The organism is Bradyrhizobium sp. LHD-71, from assembly GCF_031157255.1.
In the GTDB taxonomy this organism is placed as follows: domain Bacteria; phylum Pseudomonadota; class Alphaproteobacteria; order Rhizobiales; family Xanthobacteraceae; genus P52-10.
In genome coordinates this window covers 202,698-228,385 of record NZ_JAVIFX010000005.1, presented here as the reverse complement: position 1 = coordinate 228,385, position 25,688 = coordinate 202,698, and the positions used below count along the sequence as shown (strand labels likewise).

26 protein-coding genes are annotated in these 25,688 nt (G+C 61.3%); 19 read left to right on the top strand and 7 right to left on the bottom strand.

Features of this window, described 5'->3' with window-relative positions; all coding sequences use genetic code 11:
- Positions 1 to 673: 673 nt before the first annotated feature.
- The 14 genes from RCO31_RS07425 (at position 674) to RCO31_RS07360 (ending at position 14,526) form a co-directional block, all read left to right on the top strand.
- Positions 674 to 970, top strand: a complete 297-nt coding sequence (locus RCO31_RS07425) for a TrbC/VirB2 family protein (RefSeq protein WP_308967613.1) — start codon at positions 674 to 676, stop codon at positions 968 to 970.
- Positions 970 to 1,308 (top strand): type IV secretion system protein VirB3, encoded by a 339-nt coding sequence (locus RCO31_RS07420; RefSeq protein WP_308967611.1) that lies wholly within the window; start codon positions 970 to 972, stop codon positions 1,306 to 1,308. Before RCO31_RS07425 ends, RCO31_RS07420 begins: the two co-directional genes overlap by 1 nt.
- Positions 1,301 to 3,667 (top strand): VirB4 family type IV secretion/conjugal transfer ATPase, encoded by a 2,367-nt coding sequence (locus RCO31_RS07415; protein WP_308967609.1) that lies wholly within the window; start codon positions 1,301 to 1,303, stop codon positions 3,665 to 3,667. Before RCO31_RS07420 ends, RCO31_RS07415 begins: the two co-directional genes overlap by 8 nt.
- The gene (locus RCO31_RS07410) at positions 3,664 to 4,380 is read left to right on the top strand and encodes a type IV secretion system protein (RefSeq protein ID WP_308967608.1); all 717 of its coding nucleotides are present in this window, start codon (positions 3,664 to 3,666) and stop codon (positions 4,378 to 4,380) included. The genes RCO31_RS07415 and RCO31_RS07410 overlap by 4 nt, the downstream gene beginning before the upstream one ends.
- Positions 4,381 to 4,397: 17 nt before the next feature.
- Entirely contained in the window at positions 4,398 to 4,673 is a 276-nt protein-coding gene (locus RCO31_RS07405; protein WP_308967607.1) for an EexN family lipoprotein, read from the top strand.
- A gap of 11 nt (positions 4,674 to 4,684) precedes the next feature.
- On the top strand, positions 4,685 to 5,665 hold the full coding sequence (locus RCO31_RS07400; protein WP_308967606.1) for a type IV secretion system protein: 981 nt from the start codon (positions 4,685 to 4,687) through the stop codon (positions 5,663 to 5,665).
- 60 nt (positions 5,666 to 5,725) lie between these two features.
- Entirely contained in the window at positions 5,726 to 6,028 is a 303-nt protein-coding gene (locus tag RCO31_RS07395; protein ID WP_308967605.1) for a type IV secretion pathway protein, read from the top strand.
- A gap of 2 nt (positions 6,029 to 6,030) precedes the next feature.
- The gene (locus RCO31_RS07390) at positions 6,031 to 6,702 is read left to right on the top strand and encodes a virB8 family protein (protein WP_308967603.1); all 672 of its coding nucleotides are present in this window, start codon (positions 6,031 to 6,033) and stop codon (positions 6,700 to 6,702) included.
- Positions 6,699 to 7,553 (top strand): P-type conjugative transfer protein VirB9, encoded by an 855-nt coding sequence (gene virB9, locus RCO31_RS07385; protein ID WP_308967602.1) that lies wholly within the window; start codon positions 6,699 to 6,701, stop codon positions 7,551 to 7,553. The genes RCO31_RS07390 and virB9 overlap by 4 nt, the downstream gene beginning before the upstream one ends.
- Positions 7,554 to 7,564: 11 nt before the next feature.
- A complete protein-coding gene (gene virB10, locus RCO31_RS07380) occupies positions 7,565 to 8,704 on the top strand; it encodes a type IV secretion system protein VirB10 (RefSeq protein ID WP_308967601.1) in 1,140 nt (379 codons plus the stop codon).
- 7 nt (positions 8,705 to 8,711) lie between these two features.
- Complete coding sequence (gene virB11, locus RCO31_RS07375; RefSeq protein ID WP_308967600.1) at positions 8,712 to 9,743, top strand: P-type DNA transfer ATPase VirB11; 1,032 nt, start codon at positions 8,712 to 8,714, stop codon at positions 9,741 to 9,743.
- Positions 9,709 to 11,655: a type IV secretory system conjugative DNA transfer family protein gene (locus RCO31_RS07370; RefSeq protein ID WP_308967599.1), complete on the top strand. Its 1,947-nt coding sequence runs from the start codon at positions 9,709 to 9,711 to the stop codon at positions 11,653 to 11,655. Before virB11 ends, RCO31_RS07370 begins: the two co-directional genes overlap by 35 nt.
- Positions 11,639 to 12,814, top strand: coding sequence for an LPD7 domain-containing protein (locus RCO31_RS07365; RefSeq protein ID WP_308967598.1), 1,176 nt, complete (start codon positions 11,639 to 11,641; stop codon positions 12,812 to 12,814). Before RCO31_RS07370 ends, RCO31_RS07365 begins: the two co-directional genes overlap by 17 nt.
- 1,403 nt (positions 12,815 to 14,217) lie before the next feature.
- The gene (locus tag RCO31_RS07360) at positions 14,218 to 14,526 is read left to right on the top strand and encodes a hypothetical protein (RefSeq protein WP_308967597.1); all 309 of its coding nucleotides are present in this window, start codon (positions 14,218 to 14,220) and stop codon (positions 14,524 to 14,526) included.
- Positions 14,527 to 14,598: 72 nt separating this feature from the next.
- Here the strand turns inward: RCO31_RS07360 and RCO31_RS07355 are convergent, their stop codons facing one another.
- On the bottom strand, positions 14,599 to 14,736 hold the full coding sequence (locus RCO31_RS07355; RefSeq protein ID WP_308967596.1) for a hypothetical protein: 138 nt from the start codon (positions 14,734 to 14,736) through the stop codon (positions 14,599 to 14,601).
- Between the two features lie 67 nt (positions 14,737 to 14,803).
- Positions 14,804 to 15,700, bottom strand: a complete 897-nt coding sequence (locus RCO31_RS07350) for a LysR substrate-binding domain-containing protein (protein ID WP_308967595.1) — start codon at positions 15,698 to 15,700, stop codon at positions 14,804 to 14,806.
- 238 nt (positions 15,701 to 15,938) lie between these two features.
- On the opposite strand from RCO31_RS07350, the gene RCO31_RS07345 reads away from it, so the two are divergent.
- The 4 genes from RCO31_RS07345 to RCO31_RS07330 are packed head-to-tail and all read left to right on the top strand — an operon-like array spanning position 15,939 to position 21,955.
- Positions 15,939 to 17,267: an FAD-binding oxidoreductase gene (locus tag RCO31_RS07345; RefSeq protein ID WP_308967594.1), complete on the top strand. Its 1,329-nt coding sequence runs from the start codon at positions 15,939 to 15,941 to the stop codon at positions 17,265 to 17,267.
- A gap of 22 nt (positions 17,268 to 17,289) precedes the next feature.
- Positions 17,290 to 19,344, top strand: a complete 2,055-nt coding sequence (locus tag RCO31_RS07340) for a hydantoinase/oxoprolinase family protein (protein WP_308967593.1) — start codon at positions 17,290 to 17,292, stop codon at positions 19,342 to 19,344.
- A 5-nt stretch (positions 19,345 to 19,349) separates the two neighbouring features.
- Positions 19,350 to 20,960: a hydantoinase B/oxoprolinase family protein gene (locus RCO31_RS07335; protein ID WP_308967592.1), complete on the top strand. Its 1,611-nt coding sequence runs from the start codon at positions 19,350 to 19,352 to the stop codon at positions 20,958 to 20,960.
- Positions 20,957 to 21,955, top strand: coding sequence for a tripartite tricarboxylate transporter substrate binding protein (locus RCO31_RS07330; protein WP_308967591.1), 999 nt, complete (start codon positions 20,957 to 20,959; stop codon positions 21,953 to 21,955). Before RCO31_RS07335 ends, RCO31_RS07330 begins: the two co-directional genes overlap by 4 nt.
- Here RCO31_RS07330 and RCO31_RS07325 read toward each other — a convergent pair.
- Positions 21,880 to 22,149, bottom strand: a complete 270-nt coding sequence (locus RCO31_RS07325; protein WP_308967731.1) for a hypothetical protein — start codon at positions 22,147 to 22,149, stop codon at positions 21,880 to 21,882. The two genes, RCO31_RS07330 and RCO31_RS07325, sit on opposite strands and share 76 nt — an antisense overlap.
- 1 nt (position 22,150) lies before the next feature.
- Here RCO31_RS07325 and RCO31_RS07320 point away from each other — a divergent pair, with 1 nt between their 5' ends.
- Positions 22,151 to 22,495 (top strand): FCD domain-containing protein, encoded by a 345-nt coding sequence (locus RCO31_RS07320; protein ID WP_308967590.1) that lies wholly within the window; start codon positions 22,151 to 22,153, stop codon positions 22,493 to 22,495.
- Between the two features lie 406 nt (positions 22,496 to 22,901).
- On the opposite strand, the gene RCO31_RS07315 is transcribed toward RCO31_RS07320, so the two are convergent.
- From RCO31_RS07315 to RCO31_RS07300, 4 genes are all read right to left on the bottom strand, one after another.
- Positions 22,902 to 23,252 (bottom strand): hypothetical protein, encoded by a 351-nt coding sequence (locus RCO31_RS07315; protein WP_308967729.1) that lies wholly within the window; start codon positions 23,250 to 23,252, stop codon positions 22,902 to 22,904.
- Entirely contained in the window at positions 23,164 to 23,649 is a 486-nt protein-coding gene (locus RCO31_RS07310) for a hypothetical protein (RefSeq protein ID WP_308967740.1), read from the bottom strand. The genes RCO31_RS07315 and RCO31_RS07310 overlap by 89 nt, the downstream gene beginning before the upstream one ends.
- A 66-nt stretch (positions 23,650 to 23,715) precedes the next feature.
- Positions 23,716 to 25,215: a tripartite tricarboxylate transporter permease gene (locus tag RCO31_RS07305; RefSeq protein WP_308967589.1), complete on the bottom strand. Its 1,500-nt coding sequence runs from the start codon at positions 25,213 to 25,215 to the stop codon at positions 23,716 to 23,718.
- The gene (locus tag RCO31_RS07300) at positions 25,215 to 25,688 is read right to left on the bottom strand and encodes a tripartite tricarboxylate transporter TctB family protein (RefSeq protein WP_308967588.1); all 474 of its coding nucleotides are present in this window, start codon (positions 25,686 to 25,688) and stop codon (positions 25,215 to 25,217) included. Before RCO31_RS07300 ends, RCO31_RS07305 begins: the two co-directional genes overlap by 1 nt.

Below are 25,688 nucleotides of genomic sequence, written 5' to 3'. Positions count from 1 at the left end.
CTCCAATTGGAAACAAGGAAGTCCGCAAATGGACGCCATCGCATTCGCCGCCCTGCTCGAACGCTGCGCTCCAGGAGCCCCAGTCGAACCGCTAACCGCCATTGTCCGACAAGCGAGCTCATTCGAGCCACTCCTGATTACAATCGATGGACGCCGGCCAATCCCGCTCCACGCGACCAGCCGTGAGGAAGCCATCCAGCTTGCGACGGAGGCTACCGCAACTGGTCAGTCGATTCGAGTAGGCCTTGCCCAACTAAGTCCAGGAGACATGAAGCAAGCGGGCCTCACGATTTCCGCAGCATTCGATGTGTGCAAGCACGTCGCCGCTGTAGACCGATTGTTTGGTGCGCGACTGCAGGCCGCGAGGGTGAGCGAGCGCAGTCTCACGAAGGCAACCATGACGGTGACTGCTAGCTTTGCGCCATCGTCGATACCTGCTCCATCCGACGCTTCCGTGCGTAAAGCGCCTCCGGCCGGCCCAGCCGGGGTGGGGCCGGGCGATGGGTCGACGGCAGATGACCCAGTCGCCAACGAACGCGCAAGCTGGGATGTCTATCGCTCAAAGCGCGGCGTTTCGGTTTTCGTCTACGAGCGCTGAGCAGAGAGCCGCCTCGTTTCGTCCTCTGCACCGTGCGGCCGAGCCGGTTACACCATTCATCGGGAGAGCCTTTTCATGACATCTGCGCTTCGCAGAGCCGTTATCCTCACCTGCATCGCGCTCGTCCTCGGCGTCGGCTTTGCCGAACCGGCACTGGCGCAGACCGCCAACATCGAAGGCGTGCTGCAGAACATCGTCGACATGTTGACCGGCAACGTCGCGCGCCTTTTGGCGACGCTGGCGGTCATCATCGTCGGCATCGCCTGGATGTTCGGTTACCTCGATCTACGTAAGGCCGCCTATGTCGTGCTCGGCGTCGCCATCGTGTTCGGCGCCTCCGAGGTCGTCTCGACGCTGACCGGAGGCCAGTGATGAGTGAACCGGCGCGCTTGACGGAAGATACGCTGTTCCTCGCGTGCACGCGTCCGGCGATGATCGCGGGCGTCACCATGGAGGCCATGGCAGTCAACGTGATGTTCTCCTGCATTTTATTCTTGGTGGCAGGAAGCATCTTGTACGGCCTGGTCGCGATCCCGATTCATGGCCTCTGCCGCATCATCTGTCGGCATGATCCCAACATGTTCCGGATTCTTCTTGCCTGGATCGAAACCAGGGGACGCATGCGTAACGCGTCGTTCTGGGGCGGATCGTCCTGCACACCGCTCAAGCTCGTACGGCGGCACCGGCCGAAGGGCCTCGGCTATGCGTGATGCCGCCGTCAAAGCGCGGGAGCTCGAACCCGACGTCTACCTGCCATTCGTCCGGCACGTCACTGAGACGGTGATTAGCCTGTCGACACGGGCCCTCATTACAGTCTTGCGGCTCGATGGCACGTCGTTTGAGACGACTGATCCCGCAGATCTCAATGACCTCCATGGCAAGCTCAATCTGACGCTGCGCAACGTCGCTGATGATCGTCTAGCGCTGTGGACGCATCTTGTGCGCCGTCGCTCGTCGGACTATCCGCACGGGGAGTTCCGCTCGCCGTACGCAGCCGCGCTCGACGCCCAATACCGCGAGCGGCTTCGGGATGAAACTCTCTTCCGGAATGATCTCTATCTAACGCTAGTCTGGCATCCGGGCCGGGGCACGAGCGATACCGCCGCTGCCTTCTTCAAACGGCTTGCCCTGACGGCCGACGCGACGGCTGAGGTCGATCGAGAAGGACTGAAAAAGCTCAATGATGCGTCCCGCGACCTCGTTGCGGCGCTTGAGCGATACGGCGCTCGTATCGTTGGGTTGGTCGAACGTGACGGCATCGCCTTTTCGGAGGCGATGGAACTGCTGCATGGCGTCGCATCCGGCGAATGGCTTTCAGTCCCCTTGCCACAAGGGCCGATCGGGCCCGCGCTCTATTCCAATCGGATCATTTTTGGGCGCGAAGCCCTCGAAATCAGGTGTGCCGGTGGGTCGCGCTTTGCCGGCATGTTCGGACTTAAGGAATATCCAGCGTCAACGCGGCCCGGGCTCTTGAATTCGCTTCTGTCCGCCCCTTTCGAGCTGATCGTCACGCAATCATTCGCCTTTCTGTCGAAGGCCGATGCCAAGACAGTGCTCACGCGTAAGCAGAACCAGCTGGTCTCGGCGCAGGATCTGGCAGCCTCGCAGATCGACGAGCTCAGCGACGCACTCGACGACCTCGAATCAAATCGTTTCGTATTCGGCGATCATCATCTTTCGGTGCTGGTCTATGCCGAAACGCCCGGCCGGCTGCTCGATCACATGAGCGTCGCCCGCCGCGCCCTTGCCGACGCCGGTGCGGTCGTCGCACGCGAGGACCTCGGCCTCGAGTCGGCCTATTGGGCCCAGCTACCAGGCCTTTTCAAATATCGGGCGCGATCGGGTGCGATCAGCTCACGCAATTTCGCGGCCCTCTCCCCCTTCCACACCTATCCGACGGGCAAGCCGAATGGCAACCATTGGGGTCCTGCGGTCGCCATGCTCAAGACCGCTTCTGGTTCGCCGTTCTATTTTTCCTTCCATCACGGCGACCTCGGCAACACGTTCATCTGCGGTCCGTCCGGATCGGGCAAGACCGTCGTCCAAAATTTCCTGTTGTCGCAGGCCGAGCGGCTCGGCGCCTCTTACGTCTTCTTCGACAAGGACCGTGGCGCCGAGATTTTCGTCCGCGCTGTCGGCGGGACCTACCTGACGCTCCGGAACGGCATGCCGACAGGCTGTGCGCCGCTTAAAGCGCTGCAGCTGACGCCGACGAATCTCGCCTTCCTCGGCGAACTGGTCCGCAAGCTTGTCACGCCCGAGAACCGTCCTCTGACGGTCGCCGAAGATGAACGGATCGATTCCGGGCTGCGCGCGCTTGCCCAGCTGCGGCAGGAGGAGCGCTCCTTCGGCGCACTACGCGCCTTTCTCGGTCAGCAGGATCGCGATGGCATCGGTGCCCGGCTCGAGCGATGGTGTCTCGGCGCTCCATTCGGCTGGGTGCTCGACGGCGAGCAAGACGACGTCGGCCTCGACACTCGATTCGTCGGCTTCGACATGACGGATCTGCTTGACCATCCGAGCGTGCGTACGCCGCTGATGATGTACCTCTTCCATCGTGTCGAGCGCCTGATCGACGGACGCCGCCTGATCATCGATATCGACGAGTTCTGGAAGGCGCTCGGCGATGACGCCTTTCGCGATCTCGCCAACAACAAACTGAAGACGATCCGCAAGCAGAACGGCGTCATGGTGTTCGGCACTCAATCCCCGCGGGATGCCCTCACCTCGCCCATCGCGCACACAATCGTCGAGCAATGCCCCACCCAGATTTTTCTGCCGAACGCGCGTGGCACCCGCTCCGATTACGTCGACGGCTTCCACCTGACCGACACCGAGTTCTGTCTGATCAAAGAGGAGCTCGCCCCCGAGAGCCGGCGCTTCCTGGTGAAACAGGGCCACAACTCGGTCGTGGCGGAACTCGATCTCGGCGACTTCGACGACGCGCTCGCCGTCCTCTCCGGCCGCACCGAGACCGTCGAGTTGCTCGATCATATTCGGACCGAAGTTGGCAATGATCCCGCCCGCTGGCTGCCGATCTTCCAGGCTGAACGCAGGAGAGCCCGATGATCTGTCGCCGCGCATGGATCCGCCTGGTCGCGCTCTGCCCCATTCTGGTCACCTCACCGGTCGTGGGACAGGTCGTGTTCGACCCGAACGTTTTCGCACGGCAGTTTGAGCAGCTCACCGAACTCAAGAAGCAGGTCGACACAATGACGTCGCAGCTGAAGGTCGCGCAAGACCAGCTCAACCAGGCAAAGCAGCTCCACGACAGCTTCAATAAGCTGACCAATGCGAACGACATCGGGACGCTCCTCAACACCCCTGAGTTCCGCAAAGCGCTCCCGCAACAGTTCTCCGACATCGAACGTCTCATTTCCGGACAAGGAACCGGCAACTTCGCGGGCGGAATCGATCAATACCTCAGTCAGAATCGCGCCTACACAGGGAATAACGCCAATTCGTATTACCAGAACGAACTGGACCGGATCGCGCGACAGACGGGCGCGAAGCATTCGCTCGGGCAGGTTGTTTATGACACCGCCTCGCAGCGGATCGATGCGCTCGAGGAATTGCGAAGGCGCATCAGCTCGGCGACCAACGTCAAGGAGGTGCTCGACCTCTCGGCGCGTCTTCAGGCCGAACAGGCCCTCCTGCAGAACGACCTGCTGCGCATGCAAGGTCTCGCGATGATCCAGCAGGCGCGCAGCGACATGGACGGACAGCGGGAACGGGAGAAAGAGCGCCAGATCATCGATGAAATGAAGGCCGCGCTGCAATGACAATCCAACGCTGTGTCGTGCTCGCTTTCGTCTTGATGATCGGTCTCACTGGATGCGGTGACAACGATCCGCAGCCGACCGCCACAACGCCTCCCCCGCCCGTTTCCGGCGATGCTTCACGCCAACCGACAAGGACGGTCGCTTGGTTCATCGATCATCGTGCCGAGCTGCAGGCGATCCTTGGCGCATGCCGGGATAATCCTGGCGACCTCGGAAGAACGACCGATTGCATCAATGCGAATGAAGCAGATGACCGGATCACCATCCAAGAAATGAAAAACGCCTTCAAGTAGGAATCGCTCCAATGGCCGTGACCGTCAACGTCTTCGACAGCTTCTTAAGGGAATTCGAGCAGCCGATCACGACGTTCGTCTCGACCTCGGTGTCGAACCTCGCGTCCTATGTCGACGGTCCGCTTCGCCTCGCTGTGATGCTGTACGTGGTCCTCTACGGCTTTGCGGTCATGCGAGGCGCGATTTCCGAGCCGATCATGGAATTCGCCTGGCGGGCGATGCGCATCGTGCTCATTGTTGTGCTCGCGACAAATGCCGGCACGTTCCAGCAGTATGTCACCGGCTTGTTCTTCGACTCTCTGCCCAAGGAGATTGGCAACGCGTTGGCCGGCTCGGGTCTGAATACCAATTCCGGCGTTCCCTTTGATCAACTGCTGTCGAAAGGGATCGAAGTCGCCAATAGAATTTATGATCAGGCCGGCCTCACCAAGATTGCACCGGCAATGATCGCGGCAATTCTCCTGGTCTTTGTCGCCATCGGCTCCTTTCTGCAATTTGCAATCTTGCTTTATGCCAAGATCGGACTTGGCGTCGTCATTGCGTTGGGGCCGATCTTCATCGCGCTGGCGTTGTTCGAAGCAACGCGTCCGTTTGCCGAAGCCTGGCTTCGTCAAGTCGCTAATTTTGTGATTCTCCTCATTCTCGTGGTTGCGTTGGTTGGGCTGATGCTCACCACGGTCAGCGGCTTCATCGACAAATTTGGAGCGAACGCGGCAACAGCCGGTGAAATGCTGGTCGGCGCAGTCGCCATCAGCGCGGTGCTCGGGCTCTCCGGTTATATCGCGCTTCAGTTGCCGACCATCGCCGGCGGGCTCGCTGGCGGCGGCGCCTCTCTGGCGAGCCGCTTGGTCACCAATGCACTCGTCGCCAACGCCGCGGCGGCGGCAGGAGGCGCCTATGCCGGCGCTCGCTGGTCGGCGGGCCGCGCCATGGCAGCGATGAACGCGAGTCGCCAGGGGGGCAGCATGCGACGTGCAAGCAGGACGTCTTAGACGGCTCCGAGCAGAGATATTGAGACATAAAAAAACGCAAGAGACGAACGGGGGTGAAGAATGTGGCGTCAACTGTCAATCATGGGCGTGATCACACTGCTGCTCGGCGGCTGTGCAAGCTGGTCAAATGCGCCGCCGTCCTGTGACGGCATGGCGCGCCGGCCGCTCAATCGCTCCTTGTGGGATTGGGAGTCCGGGACGCCGCTGGCCGGGCGTGAAGCGCCGCCCCCTCCGTCCCCACCGGTCATCCGCAAAGGCGATGCCGGTTCGACCTTGCCGCCAGATTCAGTTGCCGCCAGCCGGGACTCGAGCCGCCAGATCGACATCGCCGCCTCCTATCCCCCCTGTGGCAAGGAGACGTGAGGGTGGTTCGGCAGGGCGACCTGAAAGCGTATTTCGACAATGCGCGTCGATGGGAGCAGGATCTCCTGCTGTCGGCCCATCGCTCGAGGCGCATAGCCTGGTTCGTGGCGGCGGGCGCCTGCGCACTGGCGGTTGCTTCGCTCAGTGCTGTCGCGGCGCTGGCGCCGCTCAAGACGGTCGAGCCCTTCGTGATCCGGGTCGACAACGCCACCGGCATCGTCGAGACCGTCTCGGCGCTCAAGTCGACACCGTCACGCTACGACGAGGCGGTCACGAAGTACTTTCTCGGCCGCTACGTCCGCGCCCGCGAGGGTTACAGCTATCCGGAAGCGGAAACCAATTTCCGCACGATTTCACTGCTCTCAACGCAGCCCGAACAAGGCCGTTTCGCAGCGTGGTATCGCGGCTCCAATCCCGAGAGCCCGCAAGTTCTTCACGGCCGCTTCGGCGTCGCCACCGTGCGCATCAAGGCGATCTCCCTCTTGACCGACAATGTCGCCTCTGTTCGCTTTCTCAAGGAGAGCCGGAAGGGCGAGGAGATGCACGTGACCCATTGGGTCGCGACGCTCACGTTTTCCTACACGAATGCGCCGATGTCCTCCGCCGATCGGCTGACCAACCCTCTCGGGTTCCTGGTCTCGGAGTACCGGGCTGATCCGGAGGTCGTACCATGAAACGCGTCGCTCTCCTCTTCCTGATGCTGGCGGTCGGCTTTGCCGGACCGGTCCTCGCTCTACAACAACCATCGCCGGGCCAGCGCGACACGCGGGTGCGAAACGTGGCCTACGATCCGACCAATGTCGTCAAGGTCAACGGCGTGATCCGAGCCTCGACGCAGGTCGTGTTTGCCGACGATGAAGAGGTTGCCCATGTCGCGATCGGGGACTCGGTCGCTTGGGAGATCGCGCCCGCAGGATCAATCCTCTTCCTCAAACCGCGCGAAAAACATCCGCCAACCAATCTGCAGGTTATCACCACCCGCGTTGACGGGCGTAAGCGCTCCTACCAGTTCGAGCTGTCTATCACCGAGAGTTCGTTGGCCGACAGCTACTTCGTCGTGCGCTTCGCTTATCCGGGTGACGACATGGAGCGTCGGCGTGCCGAGGCTGCCGCCCGTGGGGCCGAGCGCGAGGGGGCTCTGATCGACCAGACTTTTGACCTGCATCATGCCTACGGCGCGCGCAACTGGCGCTTTTCGGCCCAGGGCACGATCGATCTCGAACCGGAATCCGTGTTCGACGACGGCAAGGAGACGACGTTCCGCTTCGCGGGAAATCGCGAACTTCCCGCAATCTATCTCATCAATTCGGATGGTTCCGAAAGCCTGGTGCCGAAAGACGTGCGCGGCGAACTCGTAGTCGTCCATGCGACCGCCAAGGGGTTCCGGCTGCGCAAGGGGAGCGACGTCCTCTGCATCACCAACGAGGCCTTCGACGCGGTCGGGGTCAACCCGGGTACCAATACGACCAGCCCTTCGATCGCGCGGTTGCCAAAGGCGCGGCCACCATCCACCAAGCGGCGCTGAGGGAGAATGAGATGAGCGAGGTCCACAACGAGGCGCTTGCCGAGGAGCGCGGCATCACGCCTGTGACGGGAGCAGGAGACGATGCTCGAAAGGTGATGCTCAAGCGCGCATTCGGCGCACTCGCGCTCATCGCGTTCGCCGCCCTGATCATCTGGGGCACGTGGAAAGGCGAAAAACCGACGAATGATGCCTCGCGCAAGCTCGTGATTCGCCAGGCGGCCGCCTTCGAGCCCGCCACGGAGCCACCTCCCGCGCCGATCACCACCGCGTCCCTTCCGGCCGCACCTCCGGCCGTCACACCAGCGGTCCCCATGCCGGCGACGGATAAGCTATTGGAAAGCGCGCGGCGGGCTCCGGTCCTTGCCTACAATCGGCCGGGCCGGCCCGCACACCCCGCACACGACGCGGTCACCGGCGAGGTCAGGCCCGACCCGTATGGGTTCGAGAGGCCGGAGCCACGTAACGAATTGGCCGACAAGCTGAAGGCCACGGCGCTCGAGGGAGTGCGCGCGGCGCGCCTGCCGAACCGCAACCTCGTGGTCACCCAGGGGACCTCCATCCCATGTGCGCTGGAGACTGCCATGTCATCAGACGTCGCGGGCTTCGTCTCGTGCGTCGTCTTGCGTGACGTCATGTCGGATTCTGGCAACGTCGTCTTGATGGAAAAGGGCACGCAGATCGTCGGCGAATATCGCGGCAATGTGCGGCGCAGCACCAAGCGCATGTTCGTGTTGTGGACGCGGGCGAAAACACCGACGGGCGTGATCGTCGCGCTGGCCTCGCCAGCGACCGATGCGCTTGGCCGCGCCGGATTCGATGGCGACATCGATACGCACTTCTTTGAACGCTTCGGGGCAGCGCTCCTGCTTTCGATCGTCGGCGACGGGTCCGCCTATGGGCGTCAGCAGCTGCAGGACGGCGACATCCAGGTCAACAATACGACCGGAGCGACGAACACGGCTGCCAGCGTCGCTGTCGAGCGGTCAATCGATATTCCGCCGACGCTGAACAAGAACCAGGGCGAGCTTGTCAATATTTTTATTGCCCGCGATCTCGATTTCTCCTCCGTCTATCGGCTTCGGCGCGTCGAGACGCGCACGCAGATTTTTGACCGGACCGTTCCGGGCGTGATTACGGCCCCGCCGTGGTGACGAAGCCATGACCAGTCTTGCACGCGTTGAACGCGATGGCAGCCGCCTTGTCCTCGAGCGCTATCTCGAGCCGCTCTCGCCCTATCTCGCGGATCAAACGCTCACCGAGATCGTCGTCAACCGGCCGGGCGAGGTTTTCGTGGAAGGCCCAAAGGGCTGGACGCGCCATGAAGCAGCAACTCTGACGCGGGACCACCTGCTGCATCTGGCGACGGCGGCCGCCGGCTATACTCGCCAAGACATCGGTCCGGACTGTCCGGTCGTATCGACAACCCTGATCGGCGAAGAACGCTGCCAGATCGTGGTCCCGCCGGCTGTACCAGCGGGTACGATAAGCCTGACGATTCGCAAGCCATCGATGCTGACGATAACGCTCGAGGCCCTGGAGCGCGCCAAACTCCTCGACGACGTCCGCGCCGCCAGCGACGATCTATCGGCCGACGAAGATCGGCTGCTGGCGTTGAAGGACGCCGGCGCCTGGCGCGCGTTCCTTGAGCTCGCCGTTTTGACCCGTCGCAACATCCTCATTTCGGGTGCGACCGGCTCGGGCAAGACGACGCTGTCCAAGGCGTTGATTGCCGCAATCCCTGCGCATGAGCGGCTGATCACCATCGAGGACACCGCCGAGCTCGCAGTCCCGCATCAGAACTGCGTGCGGCTGCTCTATGCCAAGGACGGGCAGGGTCTTGCCAAAGTCGGGCCGCGCGAGCTCCTCGAGTCCTGCTTGCGCATGCGGCCTGATCGCATTCTGCTCCAGGAACTGCGGGACGGGACCGCCTTCTTTTACCTGAGGAACGTGAATTCCGGACATCCGGGCTCGATCACCACGGTGCATGCCGACAGTGCCCGGCTCGCTTTCGAACAACTCACGCTGTTGGTGAAGGAAAGCACCGAGGGTCGCGATCTTCATCGCGACGACATCCGCTCGCTCCTTTTCCTTCTGGTCGATGTCGTTATCCAGATGCAAAAGCGCGAGGGCCGCTACCGGATCACGGAAATTGACTATGACCCCGTTCGCAAGCGCGACCACGCCCGCTAGGGCGGTCTTTGGCGCAGCGCTCGTGCTCGGCGCCAGCGCGCTCTTTCTATTGGTCGCCTCGAACGTTCTGCTGCTCGGGCTTCGGCTCCACGATGGCGGCTTCCATTGGTCCGAGATCATCACTGGCTGGCCGCACTATGGCGCCGACCCGCGCTTCGATCGCTGGCTGACGCTCTCGACGTTCGCGGGGCTTATCGTCTCTTTTGGAATGCTCGGGGTTATGCTCCGTCATCGGCCTCCGGCCCTGCACGGAAGCGCCCGTTTCGCCTCCGAGCGGGAGATCAAGGCGGCGGGGCTGCGTTCTCCGGAAGGCCTGCTGCTCGGCCGCAAAGACGGCGCTGTGCTCTGCTTCGGAGGATCAGAGCACGTCCTGGTCTACGCTCCGACCCGCTCCGGCAAAGGCGTGGGCTATGTCATCCCAAATCTTCTCAATTGGGCCGGCTCGGTTGTCGTTCTGGACGTGAAGAGGGAGAACTGGGATCGCTCCTCCGGCTTCCGCGCTGCGCATGGCCAGGACGTCTATCTGTTCGATCCGCTCGACGAAAATGGCCGAACCGCCCGCTATAATCCCCTCGGCTATGTGCGCAATGATCCGGTTGACTTATACGATGATCTGCAACGGATCGCCGTGATGCTGTTTCCGGCCGAGAGCCGCGGCGATCCGTTCTGGTTCGAAGCCGCGCGCTCAGCCTTCGTGGCCATCGGCGGCTATGTGGCCGAGACGCCAGGCCTTCCCTTCACCATCGGCGAGATCCTGCATCAGCTCTCTTCGGCCCATGACCTGAAGGCGCATTTCGACAAGATCGTCGCCGCGCGCAAGTCCAGTCCCTCGCCCCTTTCCCGGCATTGCGTCACTGCGCTGAGTGATTTCCTTGCCGCATCCGAGAATACCATGAACTCGGTGCGTAAGACGGTGACCGCGCGCTTAGGCTTGTGGCTCAACCCGCGGATCGACGCCGCGACGGCGACCAACGATTTCGATCTGCGGCTGCTACGGCAACGACCGATGTCGATTTACCTCGGCGTGACTCCCGACAATCTCGACCGCATGGCGCCACTGCTCAACCTGTTCTTCCAGCAGGTGGTCGACCTCAACACGCGTGAACTACCGGAACACAATCCGAAGCTCAACCGGAAGGTCCTCTTATTGCTCGACGAATTTCCAGCACTTGGCAACGTCAATGTGCTGGCCAAATCTGTCGCCTTTGTCGCTGGCTACGGCATTCGCCTGCTCACCGTCATTCAGAGCCCAGCTCAGCTCCGTGCGGTCTACGGAATCGACGTCGCCAAGAACATCATGACCAACCATGCCGTCGAGGTGGTGTTTGCCCCGAAGGAACAGGACGTGGCGAATGAGCTCTCGGAGCGCTTCGGGTACGACACTGTGAAGGCGCGGAGCCGCAGCGGCCCGAAGGGGCTGGCGATGCGTGCGATCAGCGAAACGGTCTCTGAGCACCGCCGCGCCCTCATGCTGCCGCAAGAGCTGAAGCTGCTTCCGAAATCCAAAGCGTTCATCTTAGGGACTGGCATTCCGCCGATCATCGCTGAGAAGATCGTGTACTACAAAGACACGGCGTTCGTGCCGCGCGTGTTGCCGCCGCCAACCCCGAAATTGCCCAAGGGCCGCTCGAACGCGCTGCTTGACGCCGATATCAAGCAGCTTCGCTCTGAAGTCGCGGAGCTGCGCGCCGTATTCCGGAAGCGACCGATGAGTGACGAGGAAGTCGCCGACCCGGCGACAATCCCCACCAACGCCACGTTCGATTTCGCCGACGTGGACGTGGATCTCGAAGGGCTCTCCGAAGAGGACATGAAAGCCTGGACCCTGAACCACATCGATGCCCAGGCCATCGCCCCGGCGCGGCGGTCGAGCCGGAAGCGGAACGGACAGCAACATGAACGACATGCGTGACGATCGAGATGAGTTCACCATTGAGCGGCGGGACCGCACCGAGCGCGCTTCCGGAAGGGACAGTCACGACGAGGCTCGGTCGACCAATGCTGCGCCGATCGACACGGCGCCGTCGGCAACGAAGGACGATGCCTTCCCCGAGCGTATCCGCCGCAAGTACTACGTTGTCGCGGAAGAGGTCGGAAAGAATCAAATCGGCCAGGAGACGAATCTGTATGCCGACGAGCGGGGCGAATATCTCGCCTTCAAGGCCCAAGAAGACCGCCTCGTCACCCGTCTGGCGGCTGTCGAAGTGATCCGCGACATGGTCAGCGTTGCGCAGCATCGACATTGGCAGGCCCTTCATGTTCGCGGCTCCAAACAATTCCGGCGCGAGGCATGGCTCGAGGCCAGCGCGCACGGAATGGAGGTGCAAGGCTACGAGCCGACCGAGCTCGAGCGGCAGGCGCTTGCGGCCCGGCGAGAGGTGTGGGAGAGAACCCGTCCGCGGAATCCGGAAGCTCACGACCGATCGGCTCCGGTCAACAGTGGCCATTCCGCGAGGTTCGACTACGATGCGGGCGTATCCGGACGCCTGATCGAGGTCGGTCAGGCGCCTTACCGCAACCGAGTAGATGCCGAACGTTCAGCCTATCTCACCGTCGAGCTCGACGATGGACGGCGTCATCAGCTCTGGGGTGTCGGGTTGGAAAGGGCCACCGCCGACAGCAACGCAAGACCAGGCGACCGCATTCACGTGCGCCGGGACGGCGTCGAGCATGTTCAAAAAGAGATCAAGGTAATCGATGCGGCCAGTGGCAAATCGCGTAACGAGCGGCGGCAGGTGCCGCGGAACCAATGGCGGGTGACGGCGGCGAAATTTCGTTCCGCAGACCGACAGGCTGCCGCGCGGGATCGCGACCTGGTCGCGGCCCAATCGCAAATGGTGATCATCGAGAAGGCCCTGGAACGCGCATTCCCGGAGAACCAGCGGGTGCGCGCCAGCATCTTGAATGCGGCCCAGGAGCGGATTGCTCAGCACCTCGAGCAGGGTCACTCGTTCGGACGAGCGACGGTCATTGAACCCGTTCAGGATCGTGATCGATCGGGAAACGACAGAGGCGATGCGCGTCAAAACCAGAACCAAGTATGGGAGAGAATTCAGGATCGGGAACGATGAAGTCCCATCGCACCACCAACAATTCTGTCTCGTGGCTTGTTCATCACGATGATGTGGCGATGTTTCGTTACGCCCATGGAGAAGGGAGCGACCTGCTCACAACGAGGAGTGGATTGCATTGATTTTTCCAATGTCCCGCAGAGCAGCGGATAGCGAGCACATGCCGACCGCCAATCGCGAGTGCAGCGCGATCTCCTCGCCGAAGACCTCATCAAGCAGATTATGCTGACCGATCCAGTGCCGACGGCATTGAGTTGGGCTCGTGCGCAATTTCTCCGACATGAAGCGCACCGGTGTCTGGAGGCGCCGGATTCGACCACGATGGACTGCAATTCATTTCGATTTAGTCGGCTAAGCTCTTTTGCAAGATTGCAAGATCGACACCACACGCATCACCTTCGAAGCGTTCGTGGATGCTCCAACGTCGCGTACTTGTTTGTCCGCCAAGGCGCCACCGGAGCGCCCTTGTCCCCTATGCGGATTACCCTCATAGCCATGGCGACCGTGGTCGCAATGTGGTGTTGTTCGTCGAAATGACCAACTGGTGGAAATAGTCGTGAGTCTCCTCCCGCGACATAAATGACCACATCTTGCGTTTTCTCACCGCCCCTAGATTTCGGGGAAGCAAAGTCTGGATCTACCGCGACCGCCGACGGGAAATCGAAAAGCCCTCCCCCACCACGCCGGAGGAATTTCACTGATTTGCAGGAGGAGCGAACGATGCTTGGCATGCGAAGGGGGCAATCCAGTTGCCAGCGAAGGACCTCGATCGGGCCCGCGCGTGGATGCCGAAAAGTTCGATCTGCACCCGACCGAGGACCGCCCAGGAGGTCTCCGCTATCTCGTCGGCGAGTGCGAGTTCGCGCTATTCGCGTCAACCGGACGACGCCAGCAATGAAAAACTCTGCTGAAGCGGTTTGGTCGTCGATCTCTCGCCACCTTTTCGCTGCACGCTGGATCTAACCGACAAACTCGAAAGATGACGCATGTTGATTTCCATTCTGCGCGCTCTATCGATAACAGCCGTGCTGTTCGTTTCGTTGGGCATAGCGCTCGCTATCGGAATGGCTCTTGCGCATTTGGGTTATCTCGGCACCTGTCAAGACGGGACTTGCGAATTGGTCGCCGCTATATACGTGATGCCTGTTCTTGGTGTCGCACTCTATTTGTCTGCCCTTGCTATTATCTCTATTGCAGCAACTAAGAGGCGGCAGCGTGCGGCCGGATAATGCGCTGGCCAGCAGGAATAGAGCCCATTAAGAAGACCCCCGCCAAAAGCGGGGTTTTCAATTCTACCTGTACGCCAACGTTATGCTGCCCGGGAAGGATACGGGATGACGTGGAGTGCGCAGCGACTGGACGGAAATCCGACCGCCTGGACCGCGTCTGTACCGGAGGAACTCGTGAGCACTCTGGGCAACCAAATCAATCTTGGCGTGATGCTCGACTCTGGGGCTGTCACCGGTTGGGGATGCTGGAACGCGGTGGCGACAGCTCAAGGCTGGGACGAGGCCACAGGCGCCCAACGTGCCGCGCAGATCCTGCTTGAGATATTCCAGATCCCGGCGATTCTTGGTTTTCTTGCAAATGTCATCGCCAAAAACTCCGAAGATCCTGTTACCAAGGGCGTTGCAATCGGCGTGGCCGGAGTTCGCGAGGTCGCGATGGTCGGCAGCGCCGTCGCCGAATTCGTAGCCGCCGGCGAGGCGTGAGATAAGTCCATTCTACCGCGTTCGAGGCTTCAGTGGGTAGGCAACCCGGCGGCAAGAGTATGGCTTGTGGGCCTACTGCCAGAGCAATCGATCCGCCTTTCCGTCCGCGTTGCGCACGAACACGGTCTGCGCGTTGGTGAGGTACATGAAGATGAAGAAGCTGCCTTCGCTCTCAGCGAACAGCTGGTACTCGGCCTGTCCTGTCCCCACAGGAACAGCTTGCCGGACTCGGCGCGGATCGTTAGGGCCAACTTCGGCGTCACCCAGTACCGACACCTCACGCCCAGCCTTTTGCCTTGAGATAGGCCTTCACCGAATCAAGAAACTCATCGGCGAGCCGCGACGGCTTGCGATAGCGTGGTCGCATGGCGCGGAAGAGATAGCGGATTCTAGGCTCGAACGGCACCATTATGACCCCTTCGTTCATGTGGTCGCGCGCTGTGAAGGGATCGACGATCGAAACGCCGAGCCCGCGGGCTGCCAGCGCGCAGGCATCGGCCGAGGAATAGACATCGATATCCAGTCGCCTCTCTATCCGTTCCTGCTCAAAGGCGGCGTCGATCAGGTGGCGCATGCGACCGTCGAGCGGGAACGACAGGAATCTCTCGCCGCGCAGATCCGCCGGCCGGATCACTTTGCGGCGCGCCAGCCGGTGGCCGTCCGGCACGACGCAGACGGCGGCGGCGCTACTCAGCTCTTCGGAAACGATCGAAGGGTGCTCGAACGGCATCATCGAGAAACCGAGATCGATCTGCTGGTCGACCATCTTCTGGTTGATGTAGCTCGAACTGCGGACATGAAAAGCAATGCGCACCTTGGCGTGCCGTTTCATGAACATCGCGATTACGTCGGGCAACACTGAACGACCGAGCGCCGACGTTGAATGGATCAGCAAGTCACCAAGCTCGCGCTCGCGGATCTCGCGAGCTACTTCGGTCACCCGCTCCAGGTTGTGGTAAAATCGCGTCACCTCGGACTCGAGCAACCGCGCTTCTCTCGTTGGTGCCAGCCGACGCTTGATGCGTGTGAATAGTGCGTAACCGATTTCGCGCTCGAGTCCCGCGAGGGTCTTGCTCACCGCCGGCTGAGAGATGCGGAGACGTTCCGCCGCTGCCGTTACGGAGCCGTGGATCATGATTGCGCGAAACGCTTCGAGCTGGCGATACGTGATCATCATAACTTTTGGTAATGATCTCAGATCGAGAATGCCTTTGACTGCCCTGAGCGACAAGCCCAAACATTCGCCTAAGGCATCTTCACTCGTGAGCTATTCATGCCTTCGATTGATCAACCGACGGTCAATGGCGACGCACGGCGGCATGGGCAAGCCATGACACAGCGGCCTCTGCTCTATGTCTTCTTCGCTGATCGGCTGCGCCGCAGCACCCACTCCGCTGCGTCTTGAGGACAGCATGGACCCCGCAATCTTTCATCCCAATTTCAAGGCCCGCCCGTTTTGGTGGGAAGCAATAAAGATGGGGCAGGATGAGCCGATCGATCTTCCAACGAAGGCCGACGTCGTCATTGTCGGCGGTGGACTGACGGGGCTGAACTGCGCGATCGAACTCGGTCGCGGCAGCGCCCGGGCTGTCGTACTTGACGCGGAGGATCTCGGCTTCGGCGCCTCCACACGCAACGGCGGCGGCGTCTCGGGCGGCAACAGCGTGGGCAAGGGCCTGTCCGGAGCGAAAGCCCGCAGCAGCCCCGCCGAGGCACGGGAATGGCTTCGCGCTGTCATGGGAGATGCCTCGGAAGGCCTCGCGCATATAGAATCCGTCATTGAGCGCGAGGGCATCAATTGCCACTACGAGCGTACCGGGCGCTTCGTTGGCGCCTGGACGCCGAAGCATTACGACGGCATGGCCTCGAAGCTCGATGCGCTAAACGATTTTGCCGGGGCGGATGCCTCTATGCTGCCACGCGAACGCCAGCACGAGGAGATGGCGTCCGACTTCTACTATGGAGGTATGGTGGTGAACCGCACGGGCAAGCTGCATCCCGCGCTCTATCACCGCGGCCTAATGAATGCGGCGCGACGTCATGGCGCGACTCTGATCGGTCGGACACGGGCCGACCGACTTACGCGTATCGCCTCGGGTTGGCGCGTCGAAACCACACGCGGCTCCATCGAGGCGCGTGAGGTGGTGATAGCCACCAATGGCTACACTGGCAGCCTGACCCCCGACCTCAGACGACGCCTGATTCCTGTCGCCTCGCACATCATCGCGACGGAGGAGATCGATCCCGATCTCGCCAAGAAACTGATCCCCAAGGGCCGAACCATCGCCGATAGTTGCCGGATCCTATGCTACTATCGACTCTCGCACGACAATAGACGCGTGATCTACGGTGGCCGGGCCCGCTTCACCCAGGTCACGCCGGATGTCTCGACCCCGCTCCTCTATCGCATGATGCTTGCACGCTGGCCGCAGTTGAAGGACGTGCGCGTCACCCATGCATGGACCGGCAATACCGCCTTCGCGTTCGACTATCTACCCCATATGGGCGTTACGCAGAAAGGCCTGCATTATGCGATGGCTTGCAACGGCTCGGGGGTGGCTATCCTGTCCTATCTGGGCGCGGAGGTCGGCAAGAAGATCTTGGGCAAGAGCAACCGCGTTCCCGTCTTCGACGGCCGCGGCTTTCCCACTCGACTGCTTTACACCGGCCATCCGTGGATGCTTCCGATTGTCGGTAATTGGTATCGCTTCCGGGACTGGCTCGACCGGCGCGCGGCGTAACTGAACTTTCCGGACGAAATGCATGAGGATCGGCATCGAGATCGGCGGGACATTCACGGACCTGATCCTGCTACGCGACGGTCAGACGCCGACCACATTGAAGGTGAGTTCGACGCCCTGGGACCCGAGCGAGGGCGCGCTCAATGGCGTGCGCAAACTCTTGGAGAAGACCGGCGTCGCCTGGGGTGAAGTCGAGGAGGTTCTGCACGGCTCCACAGTCGCGACCAACAGCCTCATCGAACGAAAGGGCGTGCGCGTCGCCCTACTCACCACGAAGGGCTTTGAGGATGTGCTGCTGATCGGGAGGCAGGAGAAGACTCGGATATACGACCAGTTCTATCGCCGTTCCCCGCCTCTCGTCGAGCGCGAGGCCATCTATGGCATTCCTGAAAGGCTGGATGCCGACGGCCGCATCGTACAGCCGCTTGACGAAAAGGCGCTGGTCGCGAGCGTGCGCCGGGCGGTGGAAGAGCGCGGCGCCACTTCCATTGCCGTCAGCTTCCTACACGCTTACCGTAACCCAGCCCATGAGCACAGAGCGCGGGAGCTTATCGAGGCAACCTTCGCTGATCTCGATGTCTCGCTCTCCTCGGTCATCACACCTGAATTTCGGGAATACGAACGCACCTCGACCACAGTCATCAACGCCTACGTTAGACCTGTTATCCGGCGCTATGTGACGCGCATGCAGGATGCGCTGCTTTCGCAAGGCTACCGGCGCGACCTGATGATCATGCAGTCGAACGGCGGCGTTCTGCCGGCAGAGGTAGCCGCCCGCCTCCCCGTGCGCATGTTTCTCTCTGGCCCAGCAGCAGGCGTGGCTGGAGCCTCCTTCATTGCTCGACACTGCGGCATCGGCAATCTGCTGACGATGGATATCGGCGGAACCTCCTGCGACATCGCCCTGATCGCAGACTTCCAAGCGATGATGGCCTCAAAGGGCTTGGCCGAATACAGGATCGACGGACATCCGATCAATATCCGGATGATGGATATAACCACCATCGGCGCGGGCGGTGGCTCCATCGCTTGGATCGACGATGGCGGTATGCTGCACGTTGGTCCGCAGAGCGCGGGCGCGCAGCCCGGTCCCGCGTGCTACGCCCGCGAGGGCGCCGACTTTACGCTCACTGACGCGCTTGTCATCCTCGGGTTGGTCGATCCGGCCCGCTTCCTGGGTGGCGAGATGCATATCGATCCTGCTCTCTCGGTCCGGGCCTCCGGGCCGCTCGCCGCTCGCCTCAACATGTCGGCGGAGGAGTTGGCGCTCAGCGTCTTTCGCATCGCCATCGTCAACATCGCCCAAGCCGTCCGGCAAACGACCGTGCAGCGCGGACGGGACCCGCGCGACTTCGCGATTTTGCCCTATGGAGGGGGCGGCGCCATCTTTGCCGCGAGCGTCGCTGAGGTGATGGAGATCGAAAGTGTCGTCGTGCCGCCAAACCCCGGCATCTTCTCCGCCTATGGCCTTACCGTTTCCGAGATCCGCCTGGATTACACGCAAGCGGATCCTGGGCGGAAGCTTGCCAGCCTGGACTCTGCGGCGATCACCGCCGTCTTCGACGCGCTCGCGGTCCATGCCCGATCTGAATTTCAAGGTTTCGGCGTAACGACCGACCTCCTCGTTCTCAGCATGCTTGTCGATGCGCGCTACATCGGCCAAGGCTTCGAATTGACCGTGGCAGTGGACCCAACTGAGCTCGGGCGCCGGGGACCGGGTGCCATTGCCGAGGCCTTCCATGCCGCGCACAGCTCCCGCTACGGCTATTCCTTCCGCGAACAGGATGTGGAGATCGTGAACTACCGCCTGGAAGCAGCGATGCCACGCGAGGGCGTACTGCCGGAGCCGGCCCGAACCGTCGCCAAGCCCACGCCGCGTCCCCGTACTGTGCGGCTGAACGGCGCCGAGCAGTGGGGCACCTATGAGCGGTCGGAGCTGCCCGTCGGCGCAGAACTGGATGGACCGGCCATGATCTTCGAGTCCACCACCGCCACGGCAGTGCCGACCGGCTGGCGGCTTCACGTCGACACTTACGGCAATCTGCATCTGACGAGGCGCAACTCCCGCAAGGAATAAACGTCATGTCCCTCGATCCGGTCATGTTCAGCACTGCGACGAACATGTTCCACTCCATCGCGAATGAGATGGGCTCGGTCATGCTCCTCTCGGCCTATTCCTCGATCGCGCGGGAGGCGAAGGACACCTCAACCTGCCTGCTCGATGCAGGCGGCCGCGTTGTTGCGCAGTCCATCATGATCCCAATGCACATGAATTCGCTTTCCTCTGCAGTGGGCTACCTGCGGGAGCGGTTCGAGCTCGCGGCGACAGAGCCGGACGAGGTCTACGTCATGAACCATCCCTATGCGAACGGGCAGCATCTGCATGACATCATCATGATGCTGCCGATATTCCACGCCGGACACCTGTGTGGCTTCGCCGGGAGCATCTCACACCACGTGGACGTGGGCGGCAGTGCGGTTATCAGCAGCACGGCAACGGAGCTCTTCCAGGAAGGCATCATCATCCCGCCGATGAAGCTGAAGGAGAACGCGGCTTTCCACGGCGGCGTGTTGGAACAAATCCTCGGAGCCAACGTCCGTGCGCCCGGACTGGTGCTCGGCGATTACCGGGCGCAGCATTTCGCCTGCCTGCGCGGCCGCGAACTGTTGCAGAAGATGGTGGAGCGCTTCGGCGCCGACACCGTCGCGCAGGCCATGACGGAATTGCAGGACTACTCCGAGCGCTACATGCGCACAAATCTCGCGCGCCTGCCGCAAGGTACGTATCATGGCGAGGATTTTTGCGATCCGCTGCGGTCAGGCGAGCCGCCCCTCGCAATCCGCGCCACCGTAACCGTGTCCGGTGATCAAGTCGACGTGGACTTGAGCGGGTGTGCCGACCAGGTGGAAGGCCCGGTCAACTCGCCTATCGCTTCCACGTTTTCGGCCGTCTTCACCTTCTTCGTCTCGATGATGTCGGAAGGCGTGCCTGTGAATGACGGCAGCTACCGCCCGATTACTGTCAGGACCCGGAAAGGGTCCATCTGCGATCCGATCTATCCCGCACCGGTACGGTCGCGAATGTCCACGTGCTACCGGATCTTCAGCGCGCTTCGCGCTGCCTTCGCCACGGATGTCCCGGATCGTGTGGCGGCCTGCGGCCACGAGACGACGACGAGCGTCGCTTTCAGCCGAAGGACTCCGGAACAATATCACGTCTATCACGAGGTGATTGCCGGCGGCCTTGGTGCCTCCATGCACGGCGCAGGCTGCGATGGCGTCGCGCAACCGCTCTCCAACACCGGAAACACTCCCATCGAGGTCATGGAGCTCGACCTCGACTTCGTCCGTGTTCGCTCATACGGCCTCATCACTGGCTCGGGCGGCAAGGGCAAGCACCACGGCGGCATGGGCATCCGCAAGGTTTACGAGATCGTGTCCGATGACGTGACGTTCTGCAGTAATGGCGACCGGTGCAACACCGCTCCGTGGGGTGCCTGTGGCGGCGAACCGGGAAGCCGCAGCGCTTTTCGCATTCAGCGCGGGGACGAGATTCTCGATCTTGGCGCACTGAACACCTTGCGTGTGCAGAAAGGTGATCTGATCATCATCGAAACGTGCGGCGGTGGTGGGTGGGGTAAGCCCGAGCCAACCTCGTCAATATCAGCCGAGAACAAGAAGAGAATTGCATGACCGCAAATCATCCAGGATTGATGTGGAATCGGCGCGCCTTCTCACTTGCGATCGCAATTGCCATCGCGGCGTTCGCTCCGGCCCTGTCGTGGGCGCAGGATTATCCGACACGGCCGGTGCGCATCATCGTACCCTATCCGCCGGGAGGTACGACCGACATCCTGTCGCGCATGTTGGCCGAAGGATTGGCGCAGAAGCTTGGCCAGCCATTCATCGTAGAGAACCGCCCCGGCGCCGGCACGGTCGTCGGCGCGCAGGCAGCCGCCCATGCTAAGCCCGACGGATACACGCTGCTTGTCAGCACGGCTTCGACCACGGCTTTCATGCCGTTGTTGCGCAAGAACCCAGGCTATTCGACAGACCAGCTGACAGCGGTTGCGATGATCGGCCGGTCACCCCTGGTGCTCGATGTGCCTGCCAAGTCTCCGTTCCGGAGTTTGAACGACCTGATCGAATTCGCCAAAGCGAACCCGGATCGTCTGAACGTCGCAACCCAGGGAGCAGGTGCAACCTCCCACCTGACGGCGGAGCTTTTCCGCGCCAGCACCAGCATCAGCTTCGTGCCAATCCACTATCAAGGCAGCGCGCCGGGTTTGCAGGCGATCTTGGCCGGAGACGTCGACTTCTACTTCGACGGCGTGGCGACCTCCGCTCCCGCTATTCAGGCGGGCACTCTCCGCGGCCTCGCAGTGACCAGCGAACGCCGAATGCCGAGCATTCCGGATGTGCCGACGATGCGCGAGGCCGGATATCCCGATGTTACGATCTATTCCTGGTACGGCCTCCTGGCTCCTGTCGGAACCCCGCCAGCGATCATTGATCGCCTGAACAAGGAGGTCAACGTGATCATCCAGAGCGACCGCGTTGTCGAGCGCCTCGCCCGGGAGAGCGCCGAGCCACTGCCGATGAGTCCCGCCGACTATGCCCGCTTCGTCAACGAGGAGCGGGAGATATGGCGCGGCGTCATCACGCAGTTCAACATCCAGATCGACTGAGGATAGTCCCTGGCCATCAGCCACCAAGATTGAGACTTCATCGAGCGGCCGAGATTGCGTGTGATATCATTGGTAAGGCCGATGCCGTCGAAGTGTTCTCCGGTCACCCGATCTACCTCGAACTTCATCGCGTTGACCGCACCAGCGAGCCGGGCGCGCTTCTTAAGATCGGTGCAATACGCGAACGCATCCAGCTTGAACGGCGCGGTGATGTTGAGGCCTAATCCGAGCGAGTTTGCCGTCCAGATATCCGATATCTACAAGACGATGGTCACTCATTCGGCAAACCCACGCCTCCAGCCGATCCTGCAAGAAACACTCGACGAGAGCGCCTGGACATTGGCGTGGCGATATTGGTCGATCGACTACGCGACCGTGGAACGTCACGTCCACACTGTTCGAGTTTTTGAGAGACTTTGTCGCGCCGTTCACGAAAAGGATGCGGCAGGCGCCGAGCGCTTCGCTCGAGAACACCTTGAGGAATCGCTGGCCGTGCTTTTGCGGCAGGTCGAAAAGCGAGTTCGCGAGAAAACCCGCTAGCCCGGCGCGGCGAATGCTGCGCGCGCAAAGTAGAGATCAAACTGGACCAGCGTGACAGCCCATGGCAAAGAGCAGTTAAGGTTTACTGATCAATCTTGCGCAATTGCCTATAAGTCGCGCCGCGCCTGAACTCATGAACTTTACGTAGAAACCTACTGAGTTCGCGAACTCGGAATAGAATTGTACAAACCTACTGAGGTGATGCTCCTTCGACGGATGACAGCAACGGAGTCGCGCGTGAACGGCAGCTCGTCTTGAAGAACAGCTTTTGTCGCGTCGGACAAGCGGAGATGGTCCACCCTAAGCGGAATTTCATGTCCGTTACGCCGATCCAGCGGCAGCGCGGTTGTATGGGTTGAAAGGAATTATCCGAACAGCCACACTGAGCCACATTGCGTTACTTTCCTTAGAGCTTTTGCAGACCGTCGTCCGACTTCCATGGCGCCATCTGATTGGCATAGACATCCCCGCCCTTCCGGTCGAACTTGTAACCGGTCTCAATTCCCTTCTCGTGGCAGAGATCAACAAAATCCTCAGTCGGCACATGGCCTGCTGCGCGACCATTTCCGCAGCAGGGACATCCGCCCATGCCGCCGAGACTTGTATCGAACTCACGCACGCCGAGCAGAAGTCCCTCATAGTAATTGGCTATTGATGCGCCCCGTTGATTATGCAGATGAAGGTGGAAGTCGGCTACAGAATGCCAGAAGTGCCTCGCGCACGAGATGAGGCAAGTTCCAACCCATCGCCTCCACAATGAGACCCGTGTAACGGGAATCCCCGCTGCTTCGCATTTTTCGATCACCAACACCAGCAGCCCCATGCGTTGCTCGAGCGTAAGAGGCCCCTCGAAGTTCGAACCGAACGGGTTGCTGATAGAAAATAAAGCCCTTTCGGCTCGCGGCTCCGCGAGCGTTGGCAATTGTCGCATCGATCGCTGCGATCTGCTGTGCCTGGCTACGGTTGTAATTGCGACGTGCGAACGAGTCGCACAGTTCAACGTGCGTGGCGTAGCGTCCACGATTACGTCGGACGTCGATCTTCGGATAATAGCGGTCGGCTCGATCGAAGCCGTGCTTGTTAAACACAGCGGCGGTGTAAACTACGCCCGGCCTCGGCATAAATCGCTCGGCAATTTTATCGATGCTGGCCATCTACGGCGTCCATTTCGGATGCGCAAAATGAACCGATGGAGATGCAACCTTTGTTCGGGCGAGGTGTCAAAGCTCATTGGCCGCGCGCGCCGGCTGCAACAGACGGCGCATCGTCGCAAACAAGGGAAGAATGGCCACCAACAACGTCACGGTGAGAATGCCGAGAGCAATTGGCCGGTCGAGCAAGAAATCCCAGGAGCCCCGCCCGAGCATGAGAGTCTGGCGCAAATTGAGTTCCATGGGGCCGCCTAGGACGTAGGCCAGAATCAATGGTGCCGTGTCGAAATCGAGCTTGCGCAAGGCGTATCCGATTATGCCGAAGGCCAGCAGGAGGCCGATATCGAACACGCTGTTGCTTAGCGAAAATGCCCCGACAATCATGAACAGGATCAGCGAAGCGTAGAGCGTGCGATATGGAATCCGCAGCAACTGCACCCAGATTCCGATCAACGGCAGATTGAGCAGCAGGAGAATCGCGTTGCCGACATACATCGAAGCAACCACGCCCCAAAAGAGTTCGGGGCGGCTCTGGATCATCAACGGTCCCGGAGAAACGCCATACATGACGAGTGCGCCGAGCAGGATGGCGGTCACCGGATTGCCCGGCAGTCCCAGCGTCAGCAAGGGGATGAAAGAGCCTGCCGCGCCGGCGTTATTGGCCGCCTCCGGTCCTGCGACCCCTTCGATGGCGCCCTTCCCGAACCGTTCCGGCGTCCGCGAAATCCGCTTCTCCAGGGCATAGGACACAAACGATGCGAGCGTCGCACCGCCGCCCGGCAGGAGACCGACGAGAAAGCCGAGTACGGAGCCGCGCGCGATGGGGCCGGCGGACGCCCGCCAATCATGACGCGTCGGGAACAGATGTCTGACCGCCACAGGCTCGACACTCCGCTGCTGCAAGCGCTCGAGGTTGGTCAGCACTTCGCCCATTCCGAAAATGCCCATCGCGACGATGACAACGCCGATTCCGTCCGTCAGCTGAGGCAGTCCGAACGTAAAGCGCGGTTCACCCGTAATCACGTCCTGCCCGATCGTGGCAATGAACAATCCCGTCATGATCATGATCAGCGACTTGATGGCCGATCCCTTGGACAGAACGAGCAGGATTACGAAGCCCAATACCATCAAGGCAAAATATTCCGGCGGCCCAAACCGGACGGCGACATTGACCAGGGGCATGCTGATGAAAGCGATTGCGACCGCGCCGAACGTACCGGCAATGAACGAACCGATCGCAGCGATGCCGAGCGCGGGCCCGGCCCGACCCTGGCGGGCCATGCGATAGCCGTCAATGCAGGTCACGACGCTCTGGGCTTCTCCGGGAATGTTGACGAGAATTGCCGTGGTCGAGCCGCCATAACTCGCCCCATAATAAATGCCGGCGATCATGATGATGGCTGTGACCGGATCAAGCCCGATCGTCAGGGGCAGCAACATGGCAATGGTTGCCGTCGGGCCGAGACCAGGAAGGACTCCGATGAGCGTACCGACCAGCACTCCTGCAAAACAGAACAGGATATTGAGCGGCTGGAGGATGGTTGCAAAACCTGCGAAAAGCCCTTCCATCAGAACCCCCAGAGCGAGCCGCGGGGCAGCGGCACATCGAGGAGCAGAACAAAAAGAGCGTACGCGACGAGCGCTGTGACCACGCCCGCTGCCACAGAGCCGACGCCGAGTCGCCCTGCTCCGATCACGTAAAGCGCAATCATCAATAGCGCGCCGCCAAGAGGAAATCCGGCGACCGGGAGCAGCAGCACAAAGGCTGCGATGAGCGCGCACACCAGTGCGACACGCGCGTTCCCCCATTGCTCAGGTTCATCAATCTCGTCTGACGATGAAACCGAATTCGGCGGCAAGGTTCTTTGCAGCGCCAGTGACGTCGCAAGCACGATCATGGCAATGCCGATGACGATCGGAAAGGCGCCAGAACCGGGAAGACGCACACCTCCCATCGGGAGCTGCGCAGCAACGACGGCAACGACGCCGCCCAGCACGAAAAACAACGCCGCCCCGACCAAGTCGCGCGTGGAGGGTTTCAC